This window comes from Streptomyces sp. CA-250714 (genome assembly GCF_050936705.1).
In the GTDB taxonomy this organism is placed as follows: Bacteria; Actinomycetota; Actinomycetes; order Streptomycetales; family Streptomycetaceae; genus Streptomyces.
Map to the genome: position 1 here is coordinate 1383901 of NZ_JBNJMI010000001.1, position 24762 is coordinate 1408662.

20 protein-coding genes are annotated in these 24762 nt (G+C 71.7%); 11 read left to right on the forward strand and 9 right to left on the reverse strand.

Annotation, left to right across the window (positions count from 1 at the left end):
- Positions 1–124 precede the first annotated feature (124 nt).
- Both galE and idi read left to right on the forward strand, forming a co-directional pair.
- Positions 125–1141 carry a UDP-glucose 4-epimerase GalE gene (gene galE, locus ACQEU8_RS06210; protein WP_433097641.1) on the forward strand — a complete coding sequence of 339 codons (1017 nt, stop codon included), beginning with the start codon at positions 125–127 and terminating at the stop codon, positions 1139–1141.
- Between the two features lie 127 nt (positions 1142–1268).
- On the forward strand, positions 1269–1829 hold the full coding sequence (gene idi, locus ACQEU8_RS06215; RefSeq protein WP_433097643.1) for an isopentenyl-diphosphate Delta-isomerase: 561 nt from the start codon (positions 1269–1271) through the stop codon (positions 1827–1829).
- 41 nt (positions 1830–1870) lie between these two features.
- Here idi and ACQEU8_RS06220 read toward each other — a convergent pair whose 3' ends face one another.
- Positions 1871–2320 carry an ATP-binding protein gene (locus tag ACQEU8_RS06220; RefSeq protein WP_433102187.1) on the reverse strand — a complete coding sequence of 150 codons (450 nt, stop codon included), beginning with the start codon at positions 2318–2320 and terminating at the stop codon, positions 1871–1873.
- Between the two features lie 404 nt (positions 2321–2724).
- Here ACQEU8_RS06220 and ACQEU8_RS06225 point away from each other — a divergent pair, with 404 nt between their 5' ends.
- The 3 genes from ACQEU8_RS06225 to ACQEU8_RS06235 all read left to right on the forward strand — a co-directional run bounded on the left by ACQEU8_RS06225 (position 2725) and on the right by ACQEU8_RS06235 (position 7075).
- Complete coding sequence (locus ACQEU8_RS06225; protein ID WP_433097645.1) at positions 2725–3519, forward strand: enoyl-CoA hydratase/isomerase family protein; 795 nt, start codon at positions 2725–2727, stop codon at positions 3517–3519.
- Between the two features lie 183 nt (positions 3520–3702).
- Positions 3703–4575, forward strand: a complete 873-nt coding sequence (locus tag ACQEU8_RS06230; RefSeq protein ID WP_433097647.1) for an SCO6745 family protein — start codon at positions 3703–3705, stop codon at positions 4573–4575.
- 133 nt (positions 4576–4708) lie between these two features.
- Positions 4709–7075 carry a Tex family protein gene (locus ACQEU8_RS06235; RefSeq protein WP_433097649.1) on the forward strand — a complete coding sequence of 789 codons (2367 nt, stop codon included), beginning with the start codon at positions 4709–4711 and terminating at the stop codon, positions 7073–7075.
- Positions 7076–7239: 164 nt separating this feature from the next.
- Here ACQEU8_RS06235 and ACQEU8_RS06240 read toward each other — a convergent pair whose 3' ends face one another.
- Positions 7240–8304 carry a hypothetical protein gene (locus ACQEU8_RS06240; RefSeq protein ID WP_433097651.1) on the reverse strand — a complete coding sequence of 355 codons (1065 nt, stop codon included), beginning with the start codon at positions 8302–8304 and terminating at the stop codon, positions 7240–7242.
- Between the two features lie 74 nt (positions 8305–8378).
- Positions 8379–9068 carry a nitroreductase family protein gene (locus ACQEU8_RS06245; RefSeq protein ID WP_433097653.1) on the reverse strand — a complete coding sequence of 230 codons (690 nt, stop codon included), beginning with the start codon at positions 9066–9068 and terminating at the stop codon, positions 8379–8381.
- 290 nt (positions 9069–9358) lie between these two features.
- Here ACQEU8_RS06245 and ACQEU8_RS06250 point away from each other — a divergent pair, with 290 nt between their 5' ends.
- A complete protein-coding gene (locus ACQEU8_RS06250) occupies positions 9359–10978 on the forward strand; it encodes an ABC-F family ATP-binding cassette domain-containing protein (RefSeq protein ID WP_433097655.1) in 1620 nt (539 codons plus the stop codon).
- A 96-nt stretch (positions 10979–11074) separates the two neighbouring features.
- Here ACQEU8_RS06250 and ACQEU8_RS06255 read toward each other — a convergent pair whose 3' ends face one another.
- From ACQEU8_RS06255 to ACQEU8_RS06275, 5 genes are read right to left on the reverse strand one after another with little or no spacing between them, the layout of a single operon-like run.
- Entirely contained in the window at positions 11075–11956 is an 882-nt protein-coding gene (locus ACQEU8_RS06255; protein WP_433097657.1) for a Gfo/Idh/MocA family protein, read from the reverse strand.
- Between the two features lie 35 nt (positions 11957–11991).
- Positions 11992–13203, reverse strand: a complete 1212-nt coding sequence (locus ACQEU8_RS06260; RefSeq protein WP_433097659.1) for an ROK family protein — start codon at positions 13201–13203, stop codon at positions 11992–11994.
- A gap of 39 nt (positions 13204–13242) precedes the next feature.
- Positions 13243–14133, reverse strand: a complete 891-nt coding sequence (locus ACQEU8_RS06265; protein ID WP_433097661.1) for a carbohydrate ABC transporter permease — start codon at positions 14131–14133, stop codon at positions 13243–13245.
- On the reverse strand, positions 14133–15179 hold the full coding sequence (locus ACQEU8_RS06270) for a carbohydrate ABC transporter permease (protein WP_433097663.1): 1047 nt from the start codon (positions 15177–15179) through the stop codon (positions 14133–14135). The genes ACQEU8_RS06265 and ACQEU8_RS06270 overlap by 1 nt, the downstream gene beginning before the upstream one ends.
- On the reverse strand, positions 15176–16588 hold the full coding sequence (locus ACQEU8_RS06275; RefSeq protein WP_433097665.1) for an ABC transporter substrate-binding protein: 1413 nt from the start codon (positions 16586–16588) through the stop codon (positions 15176–15178). The genes ACQEU8_RS06270 and ACQEU8_RS06275 overlap by 4 nt, the downstream gene beginning before the upstream one ends.
- 143 nt (positions 16589–16731) lie before the next feature.
- On the opposite strand from ACQEU8_RS06275, the gene ACQEU8_RS06280 reads away from it, so the two are divergent.
- From ACQEU8_RS06280 to ACQEU8_RS06300, 5 genes are all read left to right on the forward strand, one after another.
- Entirely contained in the window at positions 16732–17778 is a 1047-nt protein-coding gene (locus ACQEU8_RS06280) for a zinc-dependent alcohol dehydrogenase (protein WP_433097667.1), read from the forward strand.
- An 80-nt stretch (positions 17779–17858) separates the two neighbouring features.
- The gene (locus ACQEU8_RS06285; RefSeq protein WP_433097669.1) at positions 17859–18677 is read left to right on the forward strand and encodes a sugar phosphate isomerase/epimerase family protein; all 819 of its coding nucleotides are present in this window, start codon (positions 17859–17861) and stop codon (positions 18675–18677) included.
- Positions 18674–20215, forward strand: coding sequence for an MGH1-like glycoside hydrolase domain-containing protein (locus ACQEU8_RS06290; protein WP_433097671.1), 1542 nt, complete (start codon positions 18674–18676; stop codon positions 20213–20215). The genes ACQEU8_RS06285 and ACQEU8_RS06290 overlap by 4 nt, the downstream gene beginning before the upstream one ends.
- A 4-nt stretch (positions 20216–20219) precedes the next feature.
- Positions 20220–22220 (forward strand): amylo-alpha-1,6-glucosidase, encoded by a 2001-nt coding sequence (locus ACQEU8_RS06295; protein ID WP_433097673.1) that lies wholly within the window; start codon positions 20220–20222, stop codon positions 22218–22220.
- A 161-nt stretch (positions 22221–22381) separates the two neighbouring features.
- A complete protein-coding gene (locus ACQEU8_RS06300; RefSeq protein ID WP_433097675.1) occupies positions 22382–23335 on the forward strand; it encodes an FAD-dependent oxidoreductase in 954 nt (317 codons plus the stop codon).
- A 54-nt stretch (positions 23336–23389) separates the two neighbouring features.
- Here the strand turns inward: ACQEU8_RS06300 and ACQEU8_RS06305 are convergent, their stop codons facing one another.
- Positions 23390–24733 (reverse strand): M14 family metallopeptidase, encoded by a 1344-nt coding sequence (locus ACQEU8_RS06305; RefSeq protein ID WP_433097677.1) that lies wholly within the window; start codon positions 24731–24733, stop codon positions 23390–23392.
- Positions 24734–24762: the final 29 nt, after the last annotated feature.

Genomic DNA, 24762 nt, shown 5'->3' on the forward strand with positions numbered 1-24762 from the left:
CGGATCGCCAAGGGGAGCCTTCACCGAGCGTTCACCGCCCCGGTGTTGCCCGGGAAGCGCCCGCGCGCCCCAGCATGGTGGATCATGGGCTCACGTCACAACCGGGGCCGATAGGGTTCGGGACATGACGTGGTTGATCACAGGCGGCGCGGGCTACATCGGCGCGCACGTCGCACGGGCCATGACGGCTGCCGGCCAGCGTGCCGTCGCACTGGACGACCTGTCCACCGGGCTGGCCGGGCGGCTGCCCGCCGAGGTGCCGCTGGTGCGCGGCTCCGTGCTGGACCGCCCGCTGCTGGACCGCACGCTCGCCGAGCACGGCGTGGGCGGTGTGATCCATCTCGCGGCCAAGAAGCAGGTCGGCGAGTCCGTCGAGCAGCCGCTGTCCTATTACGAGGAGAACGTGCACGGCCTGGTCACGCTGCTGGGCGCCGTGGTCGACGCGGGAGTGGGCCGCTTCGTCTTCTCCTCCTCCGCCGCGGTCTACGGAATGCCGGATGTGGATCTGGTCACCGAGCAGACCCCGACGGTACCGATGAACCCGTACGGCGAGACCAAGCTGGCCGGTGAGTGGCTGGTGCGGGCGACGGCCCGGGCACACGGGCTGTCCACCGCGTGTCTGCGCTACTTCAACGTGGCCGGGGCCGCCGACCCCGAGCTGGCCGACACGGGGGTCTTCAACATCGTCCCGATGTTCTTCGACGCGCTCACCCGTGGCGAGGCCCCCAGGATCTTCGGGGACGACTACCCGACCCCGGACGGCACCTGCGTGCGGGACTACATCCATGTGCGGGACCTGGCCGAGGCGCATGTCGCGGCGGCACGGGCGCTGGCGGCCGACGGCTCCACCGGGCAGGGGGCGGCAGCCGCGGGGGACGATCTGACGCTGAACGTCGGCACCGGTGAGGGCGTCTCCGTGCGGGAGATGGCCGAGCTCGTCGCCGAGATCACCGGCAAGCGGGAGCCGGCACCCCTGGTGGTACCGCGCCGCCCGGGCGACCCGGCGCGGGTGGTGGCCTCGGCCGACCGGATCCGCAAGGAGCTGGGCTGGGAGCCGCGGTTCGGAGTGCGGGAGATGGTCGCCTCGGCGTGGGAAGGCTGGCTGCTGCGGCACCCGGAGGCACGTACGCCGTCGAGCTGAGGCCGCATATCGACAGCAATGGGCGCAAATGTGAGCGATATAGACAGAATCCCGCACAATGCGGAGTTATCGCGTTGCCTGCGGCACACTGGATCACGCTGCCCACAGGCCCACCAGAAGGATCACCATGGCGAACAGCTCAGCCGCCCCGATCATGCTCGAACTGGTCGACGAGGACGGGACGACGATCGGCACCGCGGAGAAGCTCTCCGCCCATGTGGCCCCCGGGCGGCTGCACCGCGCCTTCTCCGTCTTCCTCTTCGACACCGAGGGCAGGCTGCTGCTCCAGCGCCGGGCCCTGGGCAAGTACCACTCGCCGGGAGTGTGGTCCAACACCTGCTGCGGCCATCCGTATCCGGCCGAGCCGCCGTTCGCTGCCGCAACCCGGCGGGTCGTGGAGGAGCTGGGAGTGGCGCCCTCGCTGCTGCGCGAGGCGGGCACCGTCCGCTACAACCACCCGGACCCCGCCTCAGGGCTGGTCGAGCAGGAGTTCAACCACCTGTTCGTGGGGCTGCTGCGCGACGAGCCGCGGCCCGACCCGGAGGAGATCTCCGAGACCGCGTTCGTGACCTGGGACGAGCTGGAGAAGCGGCACGCGACCGACACGTTCTCCACCTGGTTCATGACTGTGCTGGACGCGGCCCGTCCCGCGGTACGCGAGGTGACGGGCGGCGCCGGAGGCTGGTGACCCGCGCCGGTGCGCGCTTCAACCGAGCGCCGGTGCGCGCTTCAGCCGAGCGGCAGTGCGGCCCAGATGATTTTGCCGCCCGTACTCGTCTGCTCCACGTCGCAGACGCCGCCCGCCTCGCCGGTGATGGTCTTGACGAGCAGCAGTCCCCGGCCGCCCGTGTGCTCCCGGAACGGTTCGGCCTCCAGCGCCTTGGGCCGGTAGGGATGACTGTCCTCCACAGCAATCCGGAGCCATCCGCCGCCCAGTGAGACCTCGACCCCGATCTCGGGCGAGAGCAGCGCCGCGTGCTCCACCGCGTTGGTGACCAGCTCCGAAAGGATCAGCAGCGCTCCCTGGAACATCTCTTCCGGGATGCGCGTCGGCTGCCGCTCCAGCAGGTCCCGCACGGCGTGCCGCAGCTGGGGCACGGCGGAGGCGGCCGTCCGCGCGGTGAACCGCCACGCGCCCTCCTGCGCCGGTCCCGGCGCACTGGCGTGTGCATACCCCAGCGAGCCCTCGTGCCCACAGCCGAGCGTTCTGGGTTCGGACCGCCGTTGCCGCTCCGTGCGCTCCCGCAGCGGCAGGACGGCGGTGACCGCACGCACCGTTCCCGTCGCCGCCCCGCCGCGCACCGCGTTCACGGTTGCGTCTCTCTCCCCGGCTGGTGGAGCCTCGTCGACAACGCCGGACAGCTGCCCACCGCGGCTCTCCATCTGAGCACCCACTCTCCTGCTCGGTGCCTGCCGGCACCTGGATGTACTTGCAGATGTACTTGCATTGCATGGTGGTACCGCGAGGAGCAGACCTGGCGGGCTGACTGCAACTTGGCACGTATCGATGGCATTTGACAGAAGACTTACGCCACAGTCAGCTCCGTGACAGATCGTGGTAAGCGCTGGATACGATCACGCCCATGGAACCGATCCTGCGCACGGCGCTCGACGAGGGCGTCGCGACCGTCACCATCGACCATCCCGCCAAGCGGAACGCGATGACGCCGGACATGTGGCGCAGGCTGCCCGTACTGCTGGACGAACTCGCGGCGGATCCGGGCGTACGGGTGCTGGTGCTGACGGGCGCCGACGGCACCTTCTGTGCGGGCGCGGACATCGGCGCGCTGCGCGACGCGGCACGGAGCGGACCGGACTCCGACGAGCCCGGCGGGAGTGCCGCGCGGGAGCAACAGACGCTGGCCGTGGCGGCGGAGGAGGCGCTGGCCGCCTTTCCCAGGCCCACGTTGGCCGTGGTGCGCGGGCACTGTGTGGGCGGCGGCTGCCAGCTCGCCGCCGCCTGCGATCTGCGGTTCGCGGCGCAGGACGCGCTCTTCGGGATCACCCCGGCAAAGCTGGGCATCGTGTACGCGGCCTCCTCCACCGAGCGTCTGGTGCGCCTGGTGGGTCCGGCCACCGCAAAGTTCCTGCTCTACTCCGGGGAACTGATCGACGCCGGGCGGGCGCTGCGGACCGGGCTGGTGGACGAGGTGCACCACGGGGACGAACTCGACAAAAGGGTCGCCGAGTTCGCGCGGACCCTGACGGGGCGTTCCGCGTTGACGCAGGCGGCGGCGAAGGAGTTCGCGGACGGGCGTACGGGGCCTGACCGGGTCGAGCATTGGCAGCGTGCGGCCGCGGCGTCCGGTGAGGCCGCCGAGGGGGTTGCGGCGTTCATGGAGCGGCGCGCTCCGCGGTTCCGCTGGCCGCAGGGCTGAGCGTTGCCGTCCGGCTGTGCTGGTAAGGGGGTGCCCCTGTCCGTCGCCCGCAGGCTGCGGGTGAGCTGTGGCGTGTCGCGCAGTTCCCCGCGCCCCTTCGGGGCGCGCCCCCCATTGCCGGCTGCGCAAAGTCCGACGGGGGACGCCCTTCAGGCGCGACATACCCAGCGGTAGCGTACGGCCATGACGTCACTTCCCGAACGCGCCGGGCGGCGCTGCCACAACGCCCTGAACGCCCTGCACTCCGCGCTCTACTTCTCACCCGCGCTGGGGAAGGAACTCTCGCCCTACGGCATCGACGACCCGCACGCGGTCAACCTGGCCTCGCGGTCCGCGCCGCTGGGAGCCGTGAGCGCGGGCACGGTGACGGCAACCTTCTACAACTACAGCCACGCGCTCGTCGCCCGCTTCGTCCCCCAGGTGTGGGACGCGGCGTCGCCGGAGACCGTGCTGGCGGCGCGGCTGCGCGCCGTCGACGCGACGCTGCGCGGTCTGCTGGGCGAAGAGACCGTCTACTCGGCCGAGATGGCGGAGGCCGCGCGGCTGGCGCTGCGGGCCACCGAGGGCTGCATCCGCTCCGGGCGTCCGCTGCACTCCGCCAACGCGGACCTGCCCGTGCCGCCGGTCGACCAGTCGCCGCACCTGGCGCTGTGGCACGCGGCGACACTGCTGCGCGAGCACCGCGGGGACGGCCACATAGCGGCTCTCCAGAACGCCGAACTCGACGCGCTGGAGGCCCTGGTGAGCCACACGGCCAGCGGGCGCGGGATGAACCCCAAGTGGGTGATGAACACCCGCGGCTACAACGAGCGCGACTGGACGGCGGCCCAGCAGCGGTTGAGCGAGCGCGGACTGCTGGACGGCAACGGGGAGCTGACCGAGCAGGGCGTCGAGCTGCGCAAGCGGCTGGAGGAGGAGACCGACCGGCTGGACAGCCGCCCCTACGAGACGCTGGGCGCGGAGGGCGTGGCACGGCTGACCGAACTGGCGGGCGGATTCGCGCGGACGGCGACCGAGGCCGGCGCGTTCCCCGCCGACCTGTTCGGCAAGGGCTGACCCACCGGCGAGGGCCGGACCGGCAGCGCTCGGGGCCCGCCGCCGCGCCCGCCTGCGCGGGGCTGTCGGACCCGCCTGCCACAATGCATGCCTACCGGGGGACCACAGCACCGAGAAGGCGGAACGAACCATCGTGACGACGACCATCGAAGGCAGGATCGCCGAGGAACTCGGCGTACGCGAGCGGCAGGTCCGCGCCGCTGTCGAGCTGCTCGACGGCGGGTCGACCGTGCCGTTCATCGCGCGCTACCGCAAGGAAGCGACCGAGATGCTCGACGACGCGCAGCTGCGCTCCCTGGAGGAGCGGCTGCGCTATCTGCGGGAGCTGGAGGAGCGGCGCGAGTCGATCCTGGAGTCCGTACGCGGGCAGGGCAAGCTCACCCATGAGCTGGCGGAGCAGATCCGCGCCGCCGACTCCAAGGCGCGCCTCGAGGACATCTATCTGCCGTACAAGCCCAAGCGGCGCACCAAGGCGCAGATCGCCCGCGAGGCCGGTCTCGAACCGCTCGCCGAGGGGCTGCTCGCGGACCCGACGGTGGAGCCGTCCGCCGCGGCTGCCGCGTTCGTCGACGCCGACAAGGGTGTCGCGGACGCCGCCGCCGCGCTGGAGGGTGCGCGCGCGATCCTGGCCGAGCGCTTCAGCGAGGACGCCGATCTGATCGGCGAGCTGCGGGAGCGCATGTGGGGCCAGGGGCGGCTGGCTGCCAAGGTGCGGGAGGGCAAGGAGGAGCAGGGCGCCAAGTTCGCCGACTACTTCGACTTCTCCGAGGCCTTCACCGAGCTGCCCTCGCACCGGATCCTCGCGATGCTGCGCGGTGAGAAGGAGGAGATCCTCGACCTCACCATGGAGCCCGAGCCCGCCGGCGAGAGCAACGCGGCTCAGGAGGGCCCGAGCTCCTACGAGCGCTCCATCGCGCACCGCTTCGGGGTACGCGACGAGGGCCGCCCGGCCGACGCATGGCTGGCCGAGACGGTGCGCTGGGCGTGGCGTACGCGGATCCTGGTGCATCTGGGCATCGATCTGCGCACCCGGCTGCGGACGGCGGCCGAGGACGAGGCGGTGCGGGTCTTCGCGGCCAACCTGCGTGACCTGCTGCTCGCCGCGCCGGCCGGCACCCGCGCCACCCTCGGTCTGGACCCGGGGCTGCGGACGGGCGTGAAGGTGGCCGTGATCGACGCGACGGGCAAGGTCGCCGCCACGGACACGATCTACCCGCACGCGCCGCAGAAGCAGTGGGACCAGTCGCTGGCGAAGCTGGCGGCGCTCGCCGAGGCGCACAAGGTGGAGCTCGTCGCGATCGGCAACGGCACGGCCTCCCGCGAGACCGACAAGCTCGCCGGTGAGCTCGTCGCCGCCAAGCCGGAGCTGAAGCTGACCAAGGTGATGGTCTCCGAGGCGGGTGCCTCGGTCTACTCCGCCTCGGCCTACGCCTCGCAGGAGCTGCCCGAGCTGGATGTCTCGCTGCGCGGCGCCGTCTCCATCGCCCGGCGGCTCCAGGACCCGCTGGCCGAACTGGTGAAGATCGACCCGAAGTCCATCGGCGTGGGCCAGTACCAGCACGACCTGTCCGAGGTGAAGCTGTCGCGCTCGCTGGACGCCGTGGTGGAGGACTGTGTGAACGGCGTCGGGGTGGACGTCAACACGGCCTCGGCTCCGCTGCTGTCCCGCGTCTCGGGCATCGGCTCGGTCCTGGCGGAGAACATCGTCGCGCACCGCGACGCCAACGGCCCCTTCAAGAGCCGTCAGGAGCTCAAGGACGTGGCGCGGCTCGGCCCCAAGGCGTTCGAGCAGTGCGCGGGCTTCCTGCGTATCCGCGGCGGCGACGACCCGCTGGACGCCTCCGCGGTGCACCCGGAGGCGTATCCGGTGGTACGCGACATGGTGGCGAAGACGGGCGCCGATGTGCCGTCGCTGATCGGCAACGCGAAGGTGCTGCGTGCCTTGGACCCGAAGGAGTTCGTGAACGGCTCGTTCGGTCTGCCCACGGTCACCGACATCCTGCGCGAGCTGGAGAAGCCGGGCCGTGACCCGCGGCCCGCGTTCCGTACGGCCAGCTTCAAGGAGGGCGTCGAGAAGCTCAGCGACCTCTCCAAGGGGATGGTGCTGGAGGGCGTGGTCACCAACGTCGCCGCGTTCGGCGCGTTCGTCGATGTCGGAGTGCACCAGGACGGCCTGGTGCATGTCTCGGCGATGTCGAAGACGTTTGTGAAGGACCCCCGTGACGTGGTCAAGCCCGGCGACATCGTCAAGGTGCGGGTGCTGGACGTGGACGAGGCACGGAAGCGCATCTCGCTGACGCTGCGGCTGGACGACGAACCGGAGCCCCGCGCCGCCGGCAAGCGCGCGGGAGGGGGCGCCCCACGGCAGCGCCAGGGCTCGCCCAAGGGCGGCGGGGGTGGCGGGGGCGGCAACAAGCGCCGCGGCCAGCAGGGGGCGTCCGCCCCGGCGCCGGCCAACAGCGAAATGGCGGAGGCCCTCCGCCGAGCCGGGCTGGCCTAGCCGGTAACTCCGTTTCCGCCGGACCCTCGCCAGAACGGCGAGGGCCCGGCGGAGTGGTCGACGGGATCGGCCGTCGCCATTCCGCCGGGCCCCTTGTCGGTGGTTCCTCTACCCCAGCCTTCGGCCGGGAGGTACCCCCAGTCGCGGCCCGGAACGGTGACGCCTCAGGCGTCCGTGCCCGGCATCTTCCCGTTCTGGTCGGAGCCCGCGGCAGCACCGGTCATGTCGTACTCGGTGCCGAGGAGCCTGGGGTCGCCCTTCGGGGGGATGTAGGCGCTGGAGACGTGCAGCCAGTCGACGAAGAAGGACGGTGCGGAGGTCTCGCCGACGTAGACCTTCATCGAGTCGGACGGGTGGATCGTGGCCGTCACCTCCGTACCGCGGTCGTGTTCCCGGACCTCGGTGCTGAAGACGGCGAACGTGCCGCCGTCCTTGGTGCGCAGCGCGTGGGTCTTCTCGTGGGTCGACTCGCCCCGGCTGTAGACGGCCTCGCCGTGCGGGCTCAGCAGCTTGTTCTGCGAATTGGGGATCTTGCGGATCGCTTTGGTGGATTCCGAGGCGCGGAAGCGGTTCTTGGCGGAGCCGGGCTTGTAGAGGTCCAGCAGGGAGTCGGAGAGGGAGTCCGGTGCCATGGCGCCGGACTTCTTGCCGGTGTCGGTGACGGGCTTCACGAAGCCGTCCTCGTCCTTGGCGAACTCGGGCAGCCACTTGGTCTCGCTGTAGCTGCCGGCGACCATTTTCCAGTCGCCGTTCTTCTGCTTCTCCATGATGAGGATGCCGGGGTATTTGCCCTTCTTCTTCCCCGGCGACTTGGAGTGCGCCACCATCGCGAACCAGTCGGCGGTCCCCTTGCGGGGAATGTAGAACTTCCGGTCGATGTAACGGAACGGATTCCGGTAGTCGGCGCGTTCCTTCGCCGACCAGGTCTTCTGCATCTTGTAGGTGGCCTTGCTCTGCTCGAAGACGGCTCCGCCTTCGACGGTGGAGAGCAGCTTCGGGTCCGAGTTCTTGTTGGCCCGGTTGTTGACCTTTTCGTAGTGGTCGATGAGCTTGTCTGCCTGGGCGCGGCTGACGACACCCACCGCCGGCGAGTTTTCCTTGTTGCCGTCGGCCGCACCCGAACCGCCGCCCGCGGAGCCCTTCTCGGAACTACCCCCGCACCCCGCCATCGTGAGGACCAGACTGCCGGCGCAGGCTATGCCCGCTATCGCCCGTACCGCACTCTTCATTGCACGCTCCCGCTGTTCGCCGTTGTGCGCTGGGAGTATGCCGGGTCGTCCGGGCCCCGCCGACGGTGGGGTGCTCACAAGCGGATGAGCACCTCGTCCAGCTCTTTCCGGGTGAGATCGGGGACCCGGGCGCCGGGGGCCGGGTAGCCGACCGGGATGACGTAGGCGCCGCGCTCCTCGGCGGGGCGGTCGCAGATCTCGTTGAGGAAACGCATGGGGCTGGGGGTGTGGGTGAGGGTGGCCAGTCCTGCCTGGTGGAGGGTGGCGAGCAGGAAACCGACCGCGATACCGACGGACTCCTTCGTGTAGTAGGGGCGCGGCGTGTGCGGGCCCTTGTGGACCTCGAAGACGACGATGACGGCGGGCGCGGTCTCCAGGAACGGCTTGTGCTCGTCGGTGCCGAGCGGTGAGAGCGCCGCCAGCCACTCCGCGGAGGCGCGGCGCCGGTAGAACTCGCGCTCCTCCGCCTCGGCGGCGGCCCGCAACCGCCGCTTGCGCTCGGGGTCGGTGAGCACCACGAACCGCCAGGGCTGGACGTGTGCCCCACTGGGCGCGGTCGCGGCGGTACGGACCGCCCACTCCAGCACGGCTCCGGGAACGGGGCGGGAGTCGAAGTCACGGACGGTGCGGCGCCGGGACATGATCTCGTAGAACGACTTGGCGTGGTCCTCGGCCTGTTGCGCGGGGACCCTCATCGGCCGCAGCGGGACCGTGGGGAGGGGGCCGGGACCGGAACCGGGACTGGGCTGACTGGTACGGACCATGCCCGCAGCACAGCACATCGCGACGCGCGGAAAAAGGCTTGCGGGCGGCAAAAGCGCGGGCGTATCGTCCCGGACGGCTCTGTTGCCGTCGATTGGAGAGGCCGTTGCGTATCTGAGGTCTGAGACACCGTGTGCCCTGTCTGTGTGCCACGTGTGTGACCTCGGAAGCGAGTCGGCCGGCCTCTTCGCCCCTCTCCTCCCTTCTGAATCCCGCCCCCGGGCTGTGTTAGCCGGGGCCCGGTGTCTCCCGCGCTGTTCATCCCCCACCGCGAGGCGACCAGGAGGCCCCTGTGACCACTCCCCCTGCCCACTCTCTCGTCTGCTCCCGGCTGAGCTTCAGCTGGCCGGACGGCAGCCCCGTGCTGACCGACTTCGACCTGGCCGTCGGTCCCGGCCGCACCGGACTGATCGGCCTCAACGGCAGCGGGAAGTCGACCCTGTTGAAGCTGCTCGCGGGCGAGCTGCGCCCGGACGCGGGGACCGTGAAGATCCCGGGCGAGGTCGGCTATCTGCCGCAGAGCCTCACCCTCGACACCTCCCTGCGGGTGGACGAGGCGCTGGGCGTCGCCCGTACCCGTGCCGCGCTGCACGCCATCGAGGCGGGTGATGTCAGTGAGGAGCACTTCACCGCCGTCGGCGACGACTGGGACGTCGAGGAGCGCGCCCGCGCGACGCTGGACCAGCTCGGCCTCGCCCACGTGGGGCTCGACCGCACCATCGGCGAGGTGTCCGGCGGCGAGTCGGTGCTGCTGCGGCTGGCGGCGCTGCTGCTGGCGAGGCCCGATGTGCTGCTGCTGGACGAACCCACCAACAACCTCGACCGGACGGCCCGGCGACGGCTCCACGACGCGGTCGCCTCCTACAGCGGCGTCCTCGTCGTCGTCAGCCACGACCGCGAACTGCTCGCGCTGGTCGACCAGATCGCCGAGCTGCGCGGCGGCGAGGTGACCTGGTACGGCGGCAATCTGAAGGCGTACGAGGAGGCTGTCGCCGCCGAACAGCAGGCCGTTGAGCGGATGGTGCGCGCGGCCGAGACGGACGTACGGCGGCAGCGGCGCGAACTGGCCGAGGCCCAAACCAAATTGGCCCGGCGCGCCAAGTACGGCAAGAAGGTGCAGGCCAGCGGGAGCGAGCCGAAGATCCTGATGGGCGCGCGCAAGCGCAAGGCGCAGGAGTCGGCCGGCAAGCACCGCATCCTGCACGAGCAGCGCCTCGAAGAGGCGAAGGAACGGCTGGAGGAGGCCGCCGAGAGGGTACGGGACGACGCCGAGATCCGCGTCGAGCTGCCGTTCACCGCGGTGCCGCGCGGACGGCGGGTGCTGGAGCTGGACGAGGTGGAGCTGCGGCACGGCGCGTGTGCCTCGCTTGGTGTCGCCGGGCCCGACCGGATCGCGCTGGTCGGCCCGAACGGCGCGGGCAAGACCACGTTGCTGCGCACCATTGCCGGGCAACTGCCGCCCGCCGCGGGAGAGGTGCGCACCCATGTGCCGCTGCGCTATCTGCCCCAGCGGCTGGATGTGCTCGATGACGCGCTGTCCGTCGTCGAGAACGTCGCCGCGTTGGCGCCGGAGGCGACCAATCAGCAGATCCGCTCCCGGCTCGCCCGGTTCCTCTTCCGTGGCGAGCGGGCCGAGCGGGCTGTTGGCACGCTCTCGGGTGGGGAGCGATTTCGGGCCACCCTCGCCGCGGTGATGTTGGCCGAGCCCGGCCCTCAGTTGCTGATGCTGGATGAGCCGACGAACAATTTGGACATGTCCAGCGTGCGGCAGCTGCGGGAGGCGCTGTCCGGGTATGAGGGAGCGCTGTTGGTGGCCAGCCACGATGTCCCGTTCCTGCGGGAGTTGGGGATCACCCGGTGGCTGGAGCTGAGGGAGGGGGAGTTGTGGGAGGTGGATCCGGTGGAGCCTTAGACCGGCGAGGGGGTGCCCCTGTCGGTCGGTCGCGTGCTGCGGGTTGCTTTGTGGCTTGTCGCGCAGTTCCCCGCGCCCCTGACGGGGGCGCAGCTCCTACCGGATCGCCTGGGCCAGCAACTCCTGCAGCCGCAACCCGCGCCGGGCGTCAATCTCACCCGCGGAGCCACTCCGCACAGCGGTCGCGAACTCCCGCCGCAGCACCGGCCAGCACTCCTCGTGGTCGAGGTCCGCGGTGTCGTAGACCAGCTCGCCCTCGGGCCCGTACAGCTCCACCCGGGTACGGGCCCAGGGCAGCGCGACCGCGCCGGAGAGGGTGGCCTGGCTGACGGCGCCGTTGACGTGTTCGCAGGTCAGCTCGATCCAGCGGCGTGGATCTCCGGTGCCGCGTATGGCGGTGACGGGGCCGACGGCGAGGTCGAGCAGGTCGAGCAGATGCGGGCCCAGGTCGAGCAGGGCGCCGTGTTCCAGCCGCCAGGCGGTGGCCTGGTCGCCGACGAGGAACGCGCCGTGCAGATAGCAGGAGCGGGCCCCGGTGACCGGCAGCTCGCGGGCGCGGGCGAGGAAGTGCCGGGTCACCGGGTGGTAGCGCTTGGTCAGCACCAGTTGGGAGACGACGCCGTGCTCCTGTACGGCGTCGGCGACGGCGCGGGCGGCCGCCAGATCGGGTCCCAGCGGCTTCTCCAGCAGCACCGCCCGGCCTGCGCGTGCGGCGCGGGGCGCCAATTCGGCCTGGACCGCGGGCGGTACGGCGAAGGCCACGGCTTCGCATTGGTCGAGGAGTTCACCGAAGGACGCCGCGGTCTCAGCGCCGTGCTCCGTGGCGACCTGTGCCGCGGCTTCCGGTCTGCGCGCCCAGACGGCGGCCAGCTCGGTCTCCGGCCCGGCGGCGAGCATCCGGGCGTGCATGGTGCGGGCCCACGGCCCGGCACCGACGAGGCCGACGCGTATCGGGGGGCCGGGCCAGGGTGCGGTCATGGTGGTGTCTCCTGCGGACGCGAGGGTTACGGCAGTCATTCCGCCAGGGCGGCCAGTCGGGCGTCGGCGCGGTCGGGGGCGTAGCGGTCCTCCACCACCATCGCGGCGGCACCGATCAGGCCCGCGCGCTCGCCCAGTTGGGAGGTGACGACGTTCAGGTGGGCTGTGGTGCGGGGCATGGCGCGCTGGTACAGCAGTTCCCGTACGCCGGTCAGGAACGGGGTGCCTGCCAGGTCTCCGGCGATCATCAGGACGCCGGGGTTGAGCAGGGTGACGACGGTGACCAGCACCTCCCCCACTCGGCGCCCGGCCTCGCGGGCCAGCCGTACCGCTTCGGGCCGGCCGGCGGCGAGGTGGTCGCGGACGCCGGAGCCGGAGGCGGTGGGCACACCGGCGGCGGTGAGCTGGTTGGCGAGCGCGCGTCCGCTGGCGACGGCGGCGAGGCAGCCGTGGTTGCCGCACATGCACAGCGCGTCCTGGCAGTCGTGCAGCCGGATGTGCCCGATGTCGCCCGCGCCGCCGTCGATGCCGCGGTACGGCTGCCCGTCCACGACGACGCCGGCGCCGATCCCGGTGGCGACCTTGATCAGCAGGAAGGCCGCACAGTCGGGGTAGCCGACGCGCTGTTCGGCGTAGGCCATGAGGTTGGCGTCGTTGTCGACGAGGACGGGGACGGACGATCCCGCCTGGACGTGTGCCGCGTACGCCTCCCGCATCCGCTCGCGCAGCGGGTAGCCGTCCCAGCCGGGCATGATCGGCGGCTGGATGACCAGTCCTGAGTCGAAGTCGACGGGCCCTGGCACCGACAGACCGATGCCGCAGACCCGCGAGGGGTCCGTACCGTGCTTCTCGAGCAGCCCTGCGAACCACTGGCCGAGCCGGTCGAGCACCCGGTCGGGTCCGTCGCCGATGACCAGCTCGCCGGAGCGTTCGGCCAGTACGTTCCCGGCGAGGTCGAGCAGGCCCGCGGTGGCGTGCCGGGTGCCGAGGTCGGCGGCGAGCACCACGGCGTGCCCGGCGTCGAACTCCAGGCGCGTCGAGGGCCGTCCGCCGGTGGAGCCCGCCGTCGGGGTGGCCTCGCCCTCGCGCAGCCAGCCCGCAGCGAAGAGCTGGTCGAGGCGGTGGCCGACGGTGGACCTGGACAGTCCGGTGGCCTGTTGCAGTGCACCGCGGGTGGTGGCCCGGCCGTCCCGGATGAGCTGCAACAGATGGCCCGCGCTCGACTGGTTGCCGGTGGTACCGGTCATGCTCTCCTCAGCTCTTGTCCGCCGGCGGCTCCGGGCCGCTCAGCTCTTGTCCGCGCCGCTGGTCAGGCCCTCGGTCAGGAGCCGTTCCATGGCGAAGAACAGCAGTACGACGGGGATGGTCAGCACCACCGATCCTGCCATCAGCACCGTTTTGGAGACCTCGACGCCGTTGGCGAGCTGCTGGAGCCCGAGTGAGACCGTCCACTTCTCCGGCTGTGCGGCCAGGAAGAGCAGCGCGAAGAGGAACTCGTTCCAGGCGATCATGAAGACGTAGAGCCCGGTCGCCATCACCGAGGGAGCGGCGAGCGGCAGGATCACCTTGCGTACGGTCTGGAGCCGGGTGCAGCCGTCGAGGGCCGCCGCCTCCTCGATGGAGTAGGGGATGGTGACGAAGTAGTTCTTCATCATGTAGATCGACACCGGCACGGTCTGCGCGATGTAGACGATGGCGAGCCCGACCAGGCTGCCCTGGAGCCCCATCTTCGCGAACATCACGAACAGCGGTACGGCCAGCAGCGTCGCCGGGAAGAGGTAGACGGCGAGGAAGAGGACGCTCACCTGCCGGTTGCCGAAGAACTTCAGCCGGCTGACCGCGTAGGCGCCGGGGATCGCGGCGAGCAGGGTCAGCACCACCGCGCCGAGGGAGACCAGCGCGGAGTTGGCGAGCATGTGCAGAAAGCCCTGGCCGCCCTCGGAGGTGGGCTTCAGTACTTCCTCGTACGTACTGAGAGTGAAGTCCTCGGCAGACACCCACAGTTGGCCCGGATTCAGCAGCAGCGCGTCGATGGGCTTCACCGACAGCAGCAGCATGTAGCAGAAGGGCACCAGGGTGATCAGCGCCAGGAAGACGATCACCACTCGCCGGAGCACTCCGAAGAGCCGCTCCTCGAACTGCGCACGGCTCGGCAGCGACGTACGGATGCCGCTCATCACGCCTCCTCCTCGACCTTCTTGGCGAAGAACTTGAAGTACACGCCCAGCAGCACCATCAGGACGAGGGCGAGCACCAGCGCCTGGGCCGCCGCGGCTCCCACGTCGAAGCGTGCCGTGAGGAAGTCGTAGACCCGTACGGCCACCACGTCGGTGCCGGAACCGCCGCCGGTGAGCAGGTAGATGTCGTCGAACTTGTTGAACGTCATGATGAAACGCAGTACGCACAGCAGCGCGATGACCGGCATCAGCTGGGGCAGCAGGACGTAGCGGAATCGCTGGGTGGGGGTGGCGCCGTCCACCTTCGCGGCTTCTTCCAGGACGTCTGGGACGGCTTGGAGGCGGGCCAGCAGGAAGAGGAAGGCGAACGGGAAGTAGCGCCAGGTCTCGAAGGCGACGACGGTCAGCAGCGCCAGCGGCACCTCGAAGTGCAGCCCGAGCAGGGAGACGTCCCAGGAGCGGGTGGAGAGGAACGCGATCGGATCGTCCCAGCCCAGCAGCTTGCCGCCCCACTCGTTGACGATGCCGAACTGCGGGCTGAGCGCGATCTGCCATACGAAGGCGACGGCCACCACGGGCGCCACGTACGGCAGCAGCATCGAGCCGCGCAGCAGGCCGCGACCGCGGAACGGTCTGCGCAGTGCGAGGGCGGCGATCAGGCCGAGCAGTACGGAGCCGGCGGTCGAGCCGATGGTGTACAGCAGGGTCGTCCACAGGCTGGACCAGAACCCGGGCGAGGTGAAGACGCCGGTGAAGTTGTCCAGCGACCAGTTGCCGAGCAGGCTCATGCCCTGGATGTCCACGAGCCGGGCCCGCTGGAAGGCCAGCAGCACCGTCCAGAGGATCGGCAGGACGACGACCACCAGGACGACGAGGAAGGTGGGGGTGACGAAGGCGAGCCCGGCGCGGTTCTCCCGCGCGGCGCCGGTCAGCTGCCGCCGACGCGGACCACCGGACTCCGGAGTCGGCTCCCTTTTGCCTGTTTCGCTACCTTTTTTCGTTTTGTCGGGCGCGGCACTCTGCGGCGTGGGGGACGTGGTGCTCATCGCAGGGACCTCCGCAGTGCGCCGACTTCCTCGTCGACGTCGCGGGCCGCCTCATCCGGCGCCGTCTGCCCGCTGGTCATCTCGCCGACGGCCTTGGCGACCGGCAGCTCGCCGTTGGTGGCTCCGACCAGGGCACCCTCGCCCTCGGTGATGCCCCAGCGGCGCAGCTTCCCGATGCCCTCGGTCAGCTCCTCCAGCAGCTTCTCCGGGTAGATCTCGTCGAGCCGCTTGCGGTGGGTGGCCTCGACGCCGAGCCTGCTGGCACGCCATGCCCGGGTGTATTTCTCCGGCTCGTCGGCGGTGCCCTCGCGAACCGGGATCTTGCCCTCGGGGGCCATGCGGAACCAGTCCTGGTATCCGGCGCCCATCATGTACTCGACGAAGCCGCGGGACGCCGCCGTCTCGGCGGTCTTGGTCACCGTCCACGAGGTGATCTCCCCGAACTGGCCGGCCTTCGCCGCGTCCGGGCCCTTGAGCGCGGTGGTGATGCCGCTGTGCTCGGCGAGGAACCCCCGATCGCGTTTGCACTGGGCGCAACTGGGTCGGGCGTCCGCGCGCTCACCGGCCAACTCGTCCAACAGGAAGGAGGACCACATCACCATGGGCGAGCGGCCGGCGAAGTAGGTGGCGCGGGTCGAGTCGACCGTCTGGGTGCCCACCGGACCGTGGTCGCGGGCGAGTGTCCGGTAGGTGGCGAAGGCGCGGCGGCAGGCGGGCGAGTCGAGTGCCACCTCGCCCTTGGTGATGAGCCGGCAGTCGTCGGCCAGCGCCAGGTTCTCGAAGCTCTGCTGGGTGAAGGCGTCGCCCGGGTCGGTGGCCAGCGAGATGCCGTCCATCCGCCCCTTGTCGAGCTTCTCGGCGGCCTTCGTCATGGTGGCGTAGCTGGTTGGCGGGGCGAGGCCGGCCTTCTTGAACAGGTCCTTGCGGTAGACGAGGAGCTGGAGCCAGGCGTCGGAGGGGACAGTCAGCCGGGTGCGGCCGTCGGCGGTGAGCTTCAGCGCGTTGGCATTGAAGGTGCCGGGGCCGAGCTTCTTGACGATGTCGGCCGGGATCTTGGTGTTGAGCAGGTCGTTCTCGTACATCTGCCAGACCTGGCCGAGCGGGAGCGCGCCGATCACATCGGGAAGGTCGCCGGCGGCGGCAGCCGACATGATCATCTGTGGCAGCTGGCCCTCGTCGACGCCGACGAGCTTGACCTGGACCCCGCTCTTCCGCTCGTAGCGGGAGATGATCTTCCTGGTGGCCGCCATCCGCGCCGGCAGGTTCTCCAGCGTCCACACCGTCAGTTTTTTGTCCGGTTTGTCCGGACCTGCTTCGGCGCTCCCGGAGCAGCCGGCGAGGAGACCCGCCCCGAGCACCCCCGCGAGCCCGGCCGCGGTCACCTTCGACCGCCGCGTCCACGTCTGCATGCCTCACCCTCGGTTCCGACTTCGGTTCGATCCGAATTCAGCTTGTGAGTTACGCATCTCAACACCAGTTCTGTCTGTTCACAAGACGTAACCCCGATGTATCTTCTACGAAACCGCCGAAGCCGAGCCGCCCGGAGTCCCTTGTGGAGCGAGTTGTCCAGTTCACCGGCCCGCGTGCGGTCGAGGTGGCCGAGCAGGAGAGCGAGCCGCTGCCACCCGGCCACTTGCGCGTCCGCACCCGCTATTCCGGCATATCGGCAGGCACGGAACTGACCGCGTACCGGGGCACGAACCCCTATCTCACGCGCAGCTGGGACTCCGAAGCACGCCTCTTCCGGGAGGGCGCGGCGGGCATCGCGTACCCGGTCGCGGGCTGGGGCTACTCGGAGGTCGGCGAAGTCACCGAGATCTCCCCCGAGTTGGCCGACACGCCGGACATCCCCCGCGTGGGCGACCTGGTGTGGGGCATCTGGGGCCACCGCAGCGAGGGCATCGTGCCCGCCGAGCGGATGGCCGGGCACACCCTGCCGGACGGACTCGAGCCGCTGGCCGGGGCGTTCGCCCGGGTCGGCGCCATCGCCTACAACGCGGTCCTCGGCGCCGATATCCATCTCGGCGAGGACATCGCCGTCTTCGGCCAGGGCGTCATCGGCCTGCTGACCACCCGGCTCTCCCAGCTCAACGGGGCCCGCGTGACGGCCGTCGACGCGCTGGACGTACGGCTGGAGCGGGCGCTCGCCCACGGTGCCGGGGCGACGCTGAACGCCCGTACCGACGCCGTCGCGGAGCGGATCCGCGAGGCGACCGACGGGCGGGGCGCGGACGCGGCAATCGAGATCAGCGGCGCCTACCCCGCGCTGCACGAGGCGCTGCGGTCGGTCGCGGTCGGCGGGCGAGTGGTGGCCGCCGGCTTCTACCAGGGGGACGGGACCGGGCTGCGGCTCGGCGACGAGTTCCACCACAACCGGGCCCAGCTGGTCTGCTCGCAGATCGGCGGTGTGCCGCAGGCGCTGTTCGGCCGGTGGACCGTCGAGCGGTTGCAGCGCACCTTTCTGCGGCTCGTCGCCGAGGGGCGGGTGGACGTCACATCGCTGGTCAGCCATGTGGTGCCGGTGGCGGATGCGGCCGAGGCCTACGTCCTGCTGGACGAGCGGCCCGGGGACGCGTTGCAGGTGGTGCTCGAATTCTGAGCGTGCCCCTGCCCGCCCCCGACACCGAAGCGGACTCGACCCTTCCCGCCCAGCCGTACCGACACCGCGAAAGGCGAACCATGTTCAAGACGGCCTGCCAGGAGCAGCTGCTCCCGGGTGAAACCCTCCAGCAGAAGTGGGAGTTCGCCCAGGAGGCCGGATACGACGGCATCGAGCTGCGCGGCAAGGGCGACTTCCACTTCCGCGACCGGCTGCCCGAACTGCGCCGGGCCAAGGCGGACGGCGTGATCATGCCGACGGTCTGCGTCGACATGCCGCACTTCTTCGCGGCGTTCGACGCGGCCCAGCGCCGCGACGCGCTCGCCCAGCTGACGTCGCAGCTCTCCGTCATCGCCGAGCTGGGCGGTGTGGGGGCGCAGACCCCCGCCTCGTACGGGATGTTCTCGCGCCGGCTGCCGCCCTTCATCCCGCCCCGCAGCGAGGAGGAGGACCGCGAGGTGCTCCTCGACGGGCTGGCGACACTGGGCGAGCACGCCGGGGCGGAGGGAGTAACCCTCTTCCTGGAGCCGCTGAACCGCTACGAGGACCACATGGTCAACCGGCTGGAGCAGGCGGCGGAGCTGATCCGTACCGTCGGCCTGGACTCCGTACGGATCGGGATCGACAGCTACCACATGAACATCGAGGAGGCCGACCCGCCGGCCGCGATTCTGGCGGCGGCCCCGTACATCGGGCACGCGCAGGTCAGCGACTCCAACCGGTACCAGCCGGGCGCCGGGCACCTGGACTGGTCCGCGTGGCTGGGCGCCCTGGACAGCGCCGGCTACGACGGGCACCTGGCCGTCGAGTGCCGGCTGAGCCCTGATCTGGACCCCGCGGAGGCCGTACGGTCCATACCGCCGTTCCTGGCCGCCCGCACCGGTGGGGTGGCCCGGTGACGCCTCCCCCGGCGCCGGCCGGCACCGCGACCACGCCGGTGCCCGCCTCCGCACCGTCCCGCCCGACCGCCATCCAGCGGCTGCCCGAGGACCGGGACCGCCGCGCACTGCGCCGCGCCGCCTGCCGGGTGCTGCTGGGCAACTGGACCGGCAGCTCCACCGTGCCGTCCCGCGAGTTGTATCCGCACCAGTGGAGCTGGGACTCGGCGTTCATCGCCATCGGGCTGCGCCACCTCTCCCCCGTACGGGCCCAGCAGGAGGTGGAGACGCTGCTGGGAGCGCAGTGGGGCGACGGGCGGGTGCCGCACATCGTCTTCAACCGCTCGGTGCCGCTCGACGCGTACTTCCCCAGCCCCGACTTCTGGCGCTCGTCCTCGGCGGGGGCCGCCGCCGGTGCGCCGCGCACCGTGGAGACGTCCGGCGTGGTGCAGCCGCCGGTGCACGCGCTGGCCGCCTGGCTGGTGCACAGCGCCGATCCGGGTACCTCTGCGCGGCGCGGCTTCCTGGCCCGGGTGTATCCGCGGCTGGTGGCCTGGCACCGCTATCTGGCCGACCACCGCGACTTGGGCGGGCACGGGCTGGCCGCCGTGGTGCACCCCTGGGAGCCGGGGATGGACAACAGCCCCTGCTGGGACGGCCCGTTGGCCAGGATCGAGCCCGCGGCCGCCGGCTCGTTCCGGCGTGCCGACCTGGTGCACGGGACGGCGGCCGACCGGCCGACCGACCTGGACTACGGGCGCTATGTGCGGCTGGCCGCCGAGTACCGCGACCACGGTTACCGCGATGCCGCGGCCCCGCACTCCTTCGCCGTGGAAGACCCGGGGTTCAACGCCCTGTTCATCGCCTCCGAGTACGCACTGGCCCGGATCGCCGAGGTGCTGGACGGCGACCCGGACGCCCACCGGCAGCGTGCCGCGGCGCTGACCGAGGCGCTGGTGGAGCGGCTGTGGTCGCCCGAGGCCGGGCAGTTCCTCTGCCGCGACCTGCGCGCGGAACCGGTCGGCGACACGGCGGGGGACGGGCACGGCGGGCGGCTGGTGGCCGAGCGCAGCGCCGCCGGGCTGCTGCCGCTGGTGGCGCCGCAGCTGCCCCGCCCTGTCGTGGAGACGCTGCTGCGTACGGTCTCGGGCGAGCACTACGGGCTGGGCACGGCCGTGCGGCTGCTGCCCAGTTACGACCTGCGCGGCGCCGCCTTCGACCGGTGCCGGTACTGGCGGGGACCGGCCTGGTTCAACGTCAACTGGCTGCTGGAGCGCGGACTTCGGCAGCACGGCGAGGAGGCACGGGCCGACGCGCTGGGCGCCGAGGTGCTGCACGCGGCGGCGGCCAGCCGGTTCGCGGAGTACCTCGACCCGTACACCGGGCAGGGCCGTGGTGCCCGCGACTTCAGCTGGACGGCGGCGCTCGCCCTGGACCTGCTCGCCCGGGACACCGGCGGCGCGCTGCCCGCTCCCCGTACGTCCCACGCGGCGGCAGCCCCCGGCGCCCCGCGCATCCCGGCGCCCGCGCCCGTGCCCGCGCCCGAGAAGGGACCGTGAACCGATGACGGCGACCGAGCACCGGCTGCTCGTGCACAACGGCACCTTCGCGATGCTGGCTCCCTCGGGGGACATCACCGGAACCCCGGGGACGACGACGCCGGACGGGCTCTTCAGCCGGGACACCCGCCATCTGAGCCGCTGGCAGCTGACGCTCGACGGCCGCGCTCCGACGATCCTGGTGGCGGCCCCGGAGCCGGACCAGTCCTGCGAACCGGCCGCTGCCGTACTGACCCCGCGCGGTAGCCGCGAGGAGCCGCCCGCGTGCACCCTCTTCCGTGAACAGGCCGTGGTGGACGGTGTGCTGACGGAGCGCATACGTGTCGTCAGCAACCAGGGCGCGGCTCCAATACGCCTCAGTCTCACTGTGGACGCCGACTTCGCCGACCAGATGGAGCTGCGCTCGCCGCACCACGCGTACCCGAGGCCGGACGCCGCACGCAGCGCCGTCACCCGCGCGGACGGAGTCGAGTTCCACTACCGGCGCGGTCCCGGCTGGCACGCCCGTACCGTCGTGACCGCCGACCCCGCTCCCGCCGAAACCGTGGCGGCCGGGACCGCCGAAGGCGACGCCACGGCACACCGGTTGAGCTGGCTCCTGGAGCCGTCGCCGCACGGCACGGTCGAGTTGCGGCTGCGGGCGGCGGCGCTGCCGCACGGCGCACCGGAGACCGGCCAGGCCGGTGCCGCGTACGACGGCCGGGACCCGGCGGCCATACGCTCCGAACTGGCCGCCGCGCGGGAGAAGTTCGTCGCGGCCGAGCCGTGCCCGAGCCGCCGTACCGCAAGGCCGGAGCTGGCCCGCGCCTGTGAACAGGGGCTGGCCGATCTGGCCGGGCTGTGCGTCACCGTCCCCGGGCCCGACGGTGCGCCGCTGCGGGTACCGGGCGCCGGAGTGCCCTGGTTCCTCACGCTGTTCGGCCGGGACTCCCTCCTCACCTCCTTCTTCGCCCTCCCCTACCGCCCCGAACTCGCCGAGGCCACACTGCTGGCGCTGGCCGCCACCCAGGCCGAGACGGCGGATCCGGAACGAGTGGCCGAGCCGGGGAAGATCGTGCATGAGGTGCGGAACGGGGAGCTGGCCGCCTTCGGTCAGGTGCCGTACGGGCGCTACTACGGATCCGTCGACTCCACCCCGCTCTTCCTCGTCCTCCTCGGCGCCTACGCGGAGCAGCAGGGCGCCGCGGGCATGGAGCTCGCCCGCCGTCTGGAGCCGCAGGCGCGCGCCGCCGTGCGGTGGATGTTCGCCCACGGCGGCCTGGACGACCTGGGCTATCTCGCCTACCGGCCGGACGAGGGCGGGCTGGCCAACCAGAACTGGAAGGACTCCCCCGGCGCGATCTGCGCGGCCGACGGCACCCTGCCGACCGGCGCCGTGATGGTCGCCGAGGCGCAGGGGTACGCGTACGACGCGCTGTGCCGGACCGCCGAACTCGCCCGCACCGCCTGGGGCGACCCCGGCTACGCCGGCGGGCTGGAGCGGGCTGCGGCCGGGCTGCGGGAGCGGTTCGGAGCCGACTTCTGGCTGCCGGACCGCGGCTTCCCGCCGCTCGCGCTGGACGAGACCGGGCGCCGGATGGACGCGCTCGCCTCCGACGCGGGGCATCTGCTGTGGTCGGGCATCCTGGGGCAGCGCCGGGGCGAGACGGTGGGGCGGCGGCTGCTGGAGCCGGACTTCTTCTCCGGCTGGGGCGTGCGGACGCTGGCCGCGGGGCAGCGTGCGTACCATCCGCTCTCCTACCATCGCGGCAGCGTCTGGCCGCAGGACAATGCGCTGATCGCGCTGGGCCTGGCCCGTTACAGTCTGCGGGCCGAGGCCGCGCGTCTCACGGAGGGGCTGCTGGCCGCCGCCGCGCACCACGGGTACCGGCTCCCGGAGGTGCTGGCGGGGTACTCCCGTGCGGAGCACCCTGCCCCGGTGCCGTACCCGCACGCGTGCTCGCCCCAGGCGTGGGCGGCGGCGACGCCGTTGGCGCTGGTGACGGCGTTGGAGGGAGGGCGGTAGGGGGTGCCCGTGACGGGGGCGCACCTCTTGCGCTTGGGAGGTCTGCGCCATGGGGGTACCCCCTGCTCGAAGAGCTTGGGGGAGCAGGGCTGGCAAGCGCAGCCCCCATTGCCGGGTACGCAAGATCCGCCGGACACGCCCTGATGCCGTACTGTCCCCGCATGGATGCGGAGACTCGGGACGAGCGAGCGGGCGGCGGCGTCCTGGTGCTCGGCGGCGGGGTCATCGGGTTGACGACGGCCGTGATTCTCGCGGAACGCGGGATGGACGTACGGGTGTGGAGCCCCGAGCCGCCTGGCGGGACGACATCGGCGGTGGCGGGCGGGCTCATCTGGCCGTACCGCATCGAGCCGGAGAAGCAGGCTCTCGACTGGGCGGTCCGCTCGTTCCGGCACTTCTCCTGGCTGGCCGAGCAGCCGCCGACGACGGGGGTGAGGCTGGTGCGCGGGCGGATGCCGGGCAGTACCCCGCCGCCGGAGTGGAGCGCGCTGACCGGCACGCCTCCTAGGGCTCCGCTTGTCGATATGCCGAGTTATCTCCGTTATCTGGTGGGCCGGTTCGAGGCGGCGGGCGGCCGCTGGGAGCAGCGCGCGGCCCGCTCCCTCACCGAGGCGGCAGCCGCGGCGCCCACTGTGGTGAACTGCGCCGGACTCGGCGCTCGCGAACTGGTGCCGGATCCGGCGGTGCGTGCCGTACGCGGCCAGCTCCTCGTCGTCGAGAACCCGGGCATCGACGAGTGGTGCGTCGCCGCGAATGACAGTGCCGAAGAGACGACGTACATCCTGCCGCAGCCCTACGGTCTGGTCCTCGGCGGTACGGCGGAGGACGGCGCCGAGCAGCGCGAGCCGGACATGGCGACCGCCGCGGCGATCCTACGGCGGTGCGCCGCCGTCCACCCGGAGCTGGCCGGCGCCACCGTCCTCGAACACCGGGTGGGCCTGCGTCCGTTCCGGCCCAGCGTCCGGCTGGAGGCGGAGCGGGTGCCGGACGGGCGGGGCGGCACATCGCTGTGCGTGCACAACTACGGGCACGGCGGCGCGGGCGTCACCGTCTCCTGGGGCTGCGCGGTGGACGCCGCCCGGCTGGTCGGGCCACCGGGCCCGGCGGCCGGGTGACCGGCGCCGAGCTCCCTCACTCGCACCGCGGGCCGGGTGACCGGCCCGAGCCCCTCACTCGCACCGCGCCACCGGCGTCCCAGCCGTCAGCCCGAACTTCGCGCGGCCGTCCAGCAACAGCGGTACCAGCGCGCGCTGCGACTGGCGCAGCGGCACGAACGCGCCATCGCCGCGGCGCTCGGCCCGCACGCCGTGCAGCTGGAGCGTTGAGCTGACGTCGTGCCACTGCGCGGCGGTCAGCGCATACCCGCAGGGCGGGTCGGTCAGCACCTGGTCGTCGGCGGGCTCGTCGTTGTCCGCGCCGTCGAGATAGACCGGTCCGCGATCGGCGAAGCCCTCGGCGCGGGCCCGCTCCGTGGCCGCCTCGATACGGCCGCGATGCCTGTCCGCGAAGTCGAACGTGCCGGCGAGCGCTGCCAGATGGGAGCCGACGCGGCGCCGGTTGTTGGCGGCCTCGTCCTGTTCTTCCTCGTCCGTGAGGGGGTCGGTCCGCGTCTCGGCCAGGAGCCCCACGGAGTGTTTGACGCCCACGGTGTTGCGGAGAATGCGCTCCTGCCCGTCGCCCGCGACCTGTTTGACGGGCTCGCCGGTATCGGGATCGGTCCAGATGCCGTAGATGCCGGTGCTGTAGCCCGCGTCCTCGGCGGCGGGGCGTACGTATTGCTCGGACAGCGCCGTGGACTCCTGGTGGAGGGCCCGCGCGGTGTTGAGGTTGCGGGGCCACAGGGAGAGCAGGTCCTTGACGTAGTACGGCGCGTGGGCGCTGTATTCGTGCAGGTCGTAGACGGTGTCCGGGCGCCGGTCGCGGAGGACGGCCGCCATCGCGCGGGCCTCGGGAGTCTTGAGCGCGAGATGGTCGCGGTTGATGTCGGTGCCCGTGGAGTTGCCACGGGTGTCCGCGGCCCGGCCGTCAGGGTTGGCCGTCGGGATGACCAGCAGCGTCGTACGGGACAGAAAGCGCTGGACGGCGCGGTCCTCGGTGAACGCCAGATCCCGCACGGTGCTCAGACACGCCTCGCGGCCGGCGGGCTCGTCACCGTGCTGGGAGCAGACCAGCAGTACGGAGTTGCCGTGGCGCACCCGCTCCGGGTCCGGGGGCGTGGGGGCGCCGATGCTGACGAGTTGGAGGGGACGGCCCTGCTCGGTGCGGCCGATGGTGTCGAGGGTGACGCGGCGGCCGGCCCGGTCAACGGTGCGGAGAAACCGCTGTTCCTCGGCCTGCGTGGTCCAGCGGGCGCCGTGCGAGCGCTCGAAACCGGTGCGCGGCGGCGGGGAATCCGGCCCGGAGCCCGGAGCGGCCCGCGCGGACGTGGTGGCCAGCAGGGGAACGAGCAACGCCGCCGAGGTGAGGGCTGTGGTCTTCCACCGGGAGCGGCCGGGCCGCGGGCGTATCGCCATATGAGGGAAGGTAACCGTACGAACTCGTG

Excerpts from the sequence above, each read along its gene's own strand:
- ACQEU8_RS06225 (WP_433097645.1), top strand. The coding sequence starts at position 2,725 with ATGGAACCGATCCTGCGCACGGCGCTCGACGAGGGCGTCGCGACCGTC.
- ACQEU8_RS06300 (WP_433097675.1), top strand. The coding sequence starts at position 22,382 with ATGGATGCGGAGACTCGGGACGAGCGAGCGGGCGGCGGCGTCCTGGTG.
- ACQEU8_RS06260 (WP_433097659.1), bottom strand. The coding sequence starts at position 13,203 with ATGACCGGTACCACCGGCAACCAGTCGAGCGCGGGCCATCTGTTGCAG.
- ACQEU8_RS06285 (WP_433097669.1), top strand. The coding sequence starts at position 17,859 with ATGTTCAAGACGGCCTGCCAGGAGCAGCTGCTCCCGGGTGAAACCCTC.
- ACQEU8_RS06245 (WP_433097653.1), bottom strand. The coding sequence starts at position 9,068 with ATGGTCCGTACCAGTCAGCCCAGTCCCGGTTCCGGTCCCGGCCCCCTC.
- idi (WP_433097643.1), top strand. The coding sequence starts at position 1,269 with ATGGCGAACAGCTCAGCCGCCCCGATCATGCTCGAACTGGTCGACGAG.
- ACQEU8_RS06275 (WP_433097665.1), bottom strand. The coding sequence starts at position 16,588 with ATGCAGACGTGGACGCGGCGGTCGAAGGTGACCGCGGCCGGGCTCGCG.
- ACQEU8_RS06305 (WP_433097677.1), bottom strand. The coding sequence starts at position 24,733 with ATGGCGATACGCCCGCGGCCCGGCCGCTCCCGGTGGAAGACCACAGCC.
- ACQEU8_RS06265 (WP_433097661.1), bottom strand. The coding sequence starts at position 14,133 with ATGAGCGGCATCCGTACGTCGCTGCCGAGCCGTGCGCAGTTCGAGGAG.
- ACQEU8_RS06230 (WP_433097647.1), top strand. The coding sequence starts at position 3,703 with ATGACGTCACTTCCCGAACGCGCCGGGCGGCGCTGCCACAACGCCCTG.
- ACQEU8_RS06270 (WP_433097663.1), bottom strand. The coding sequence starts at position 15,179 with ATGAGCACCACGTCCCCCACGCCGCAGAGTGCCGCGCCCGACAAAACG.
- ACQEU8_RS06240 (WP_433097651.1), bottom strand. The coding sequence starts at position 8,304 with ATGAAGAGTGCGGTACGGGCGATAGCGGGCATAGCCTGCGCCGGCAGT.
- ACQEU8_RS06255 (WP_433097657.1), bottom strand. The coding sequence starts at position 11,956 with ATGACCGCACCCTGGCCCGGCCCCCCGATACGCGTCGGCCTCGTCGGT.
- galE (WP_433097641.1), top strand. The coding sequence starts at position 125 with ATGACGTGGTTGATCACAGGCGGCGCGGGCTACATCGGCGCGCACGTC.
- ACQEU8_RS06295 (WP_433097673.1), top strand. The coding sequence starts at position 20,220 with ATGACGGCGACCGAGCACCGGCTGCTCGTGCACAACGGCACCTTCGCG.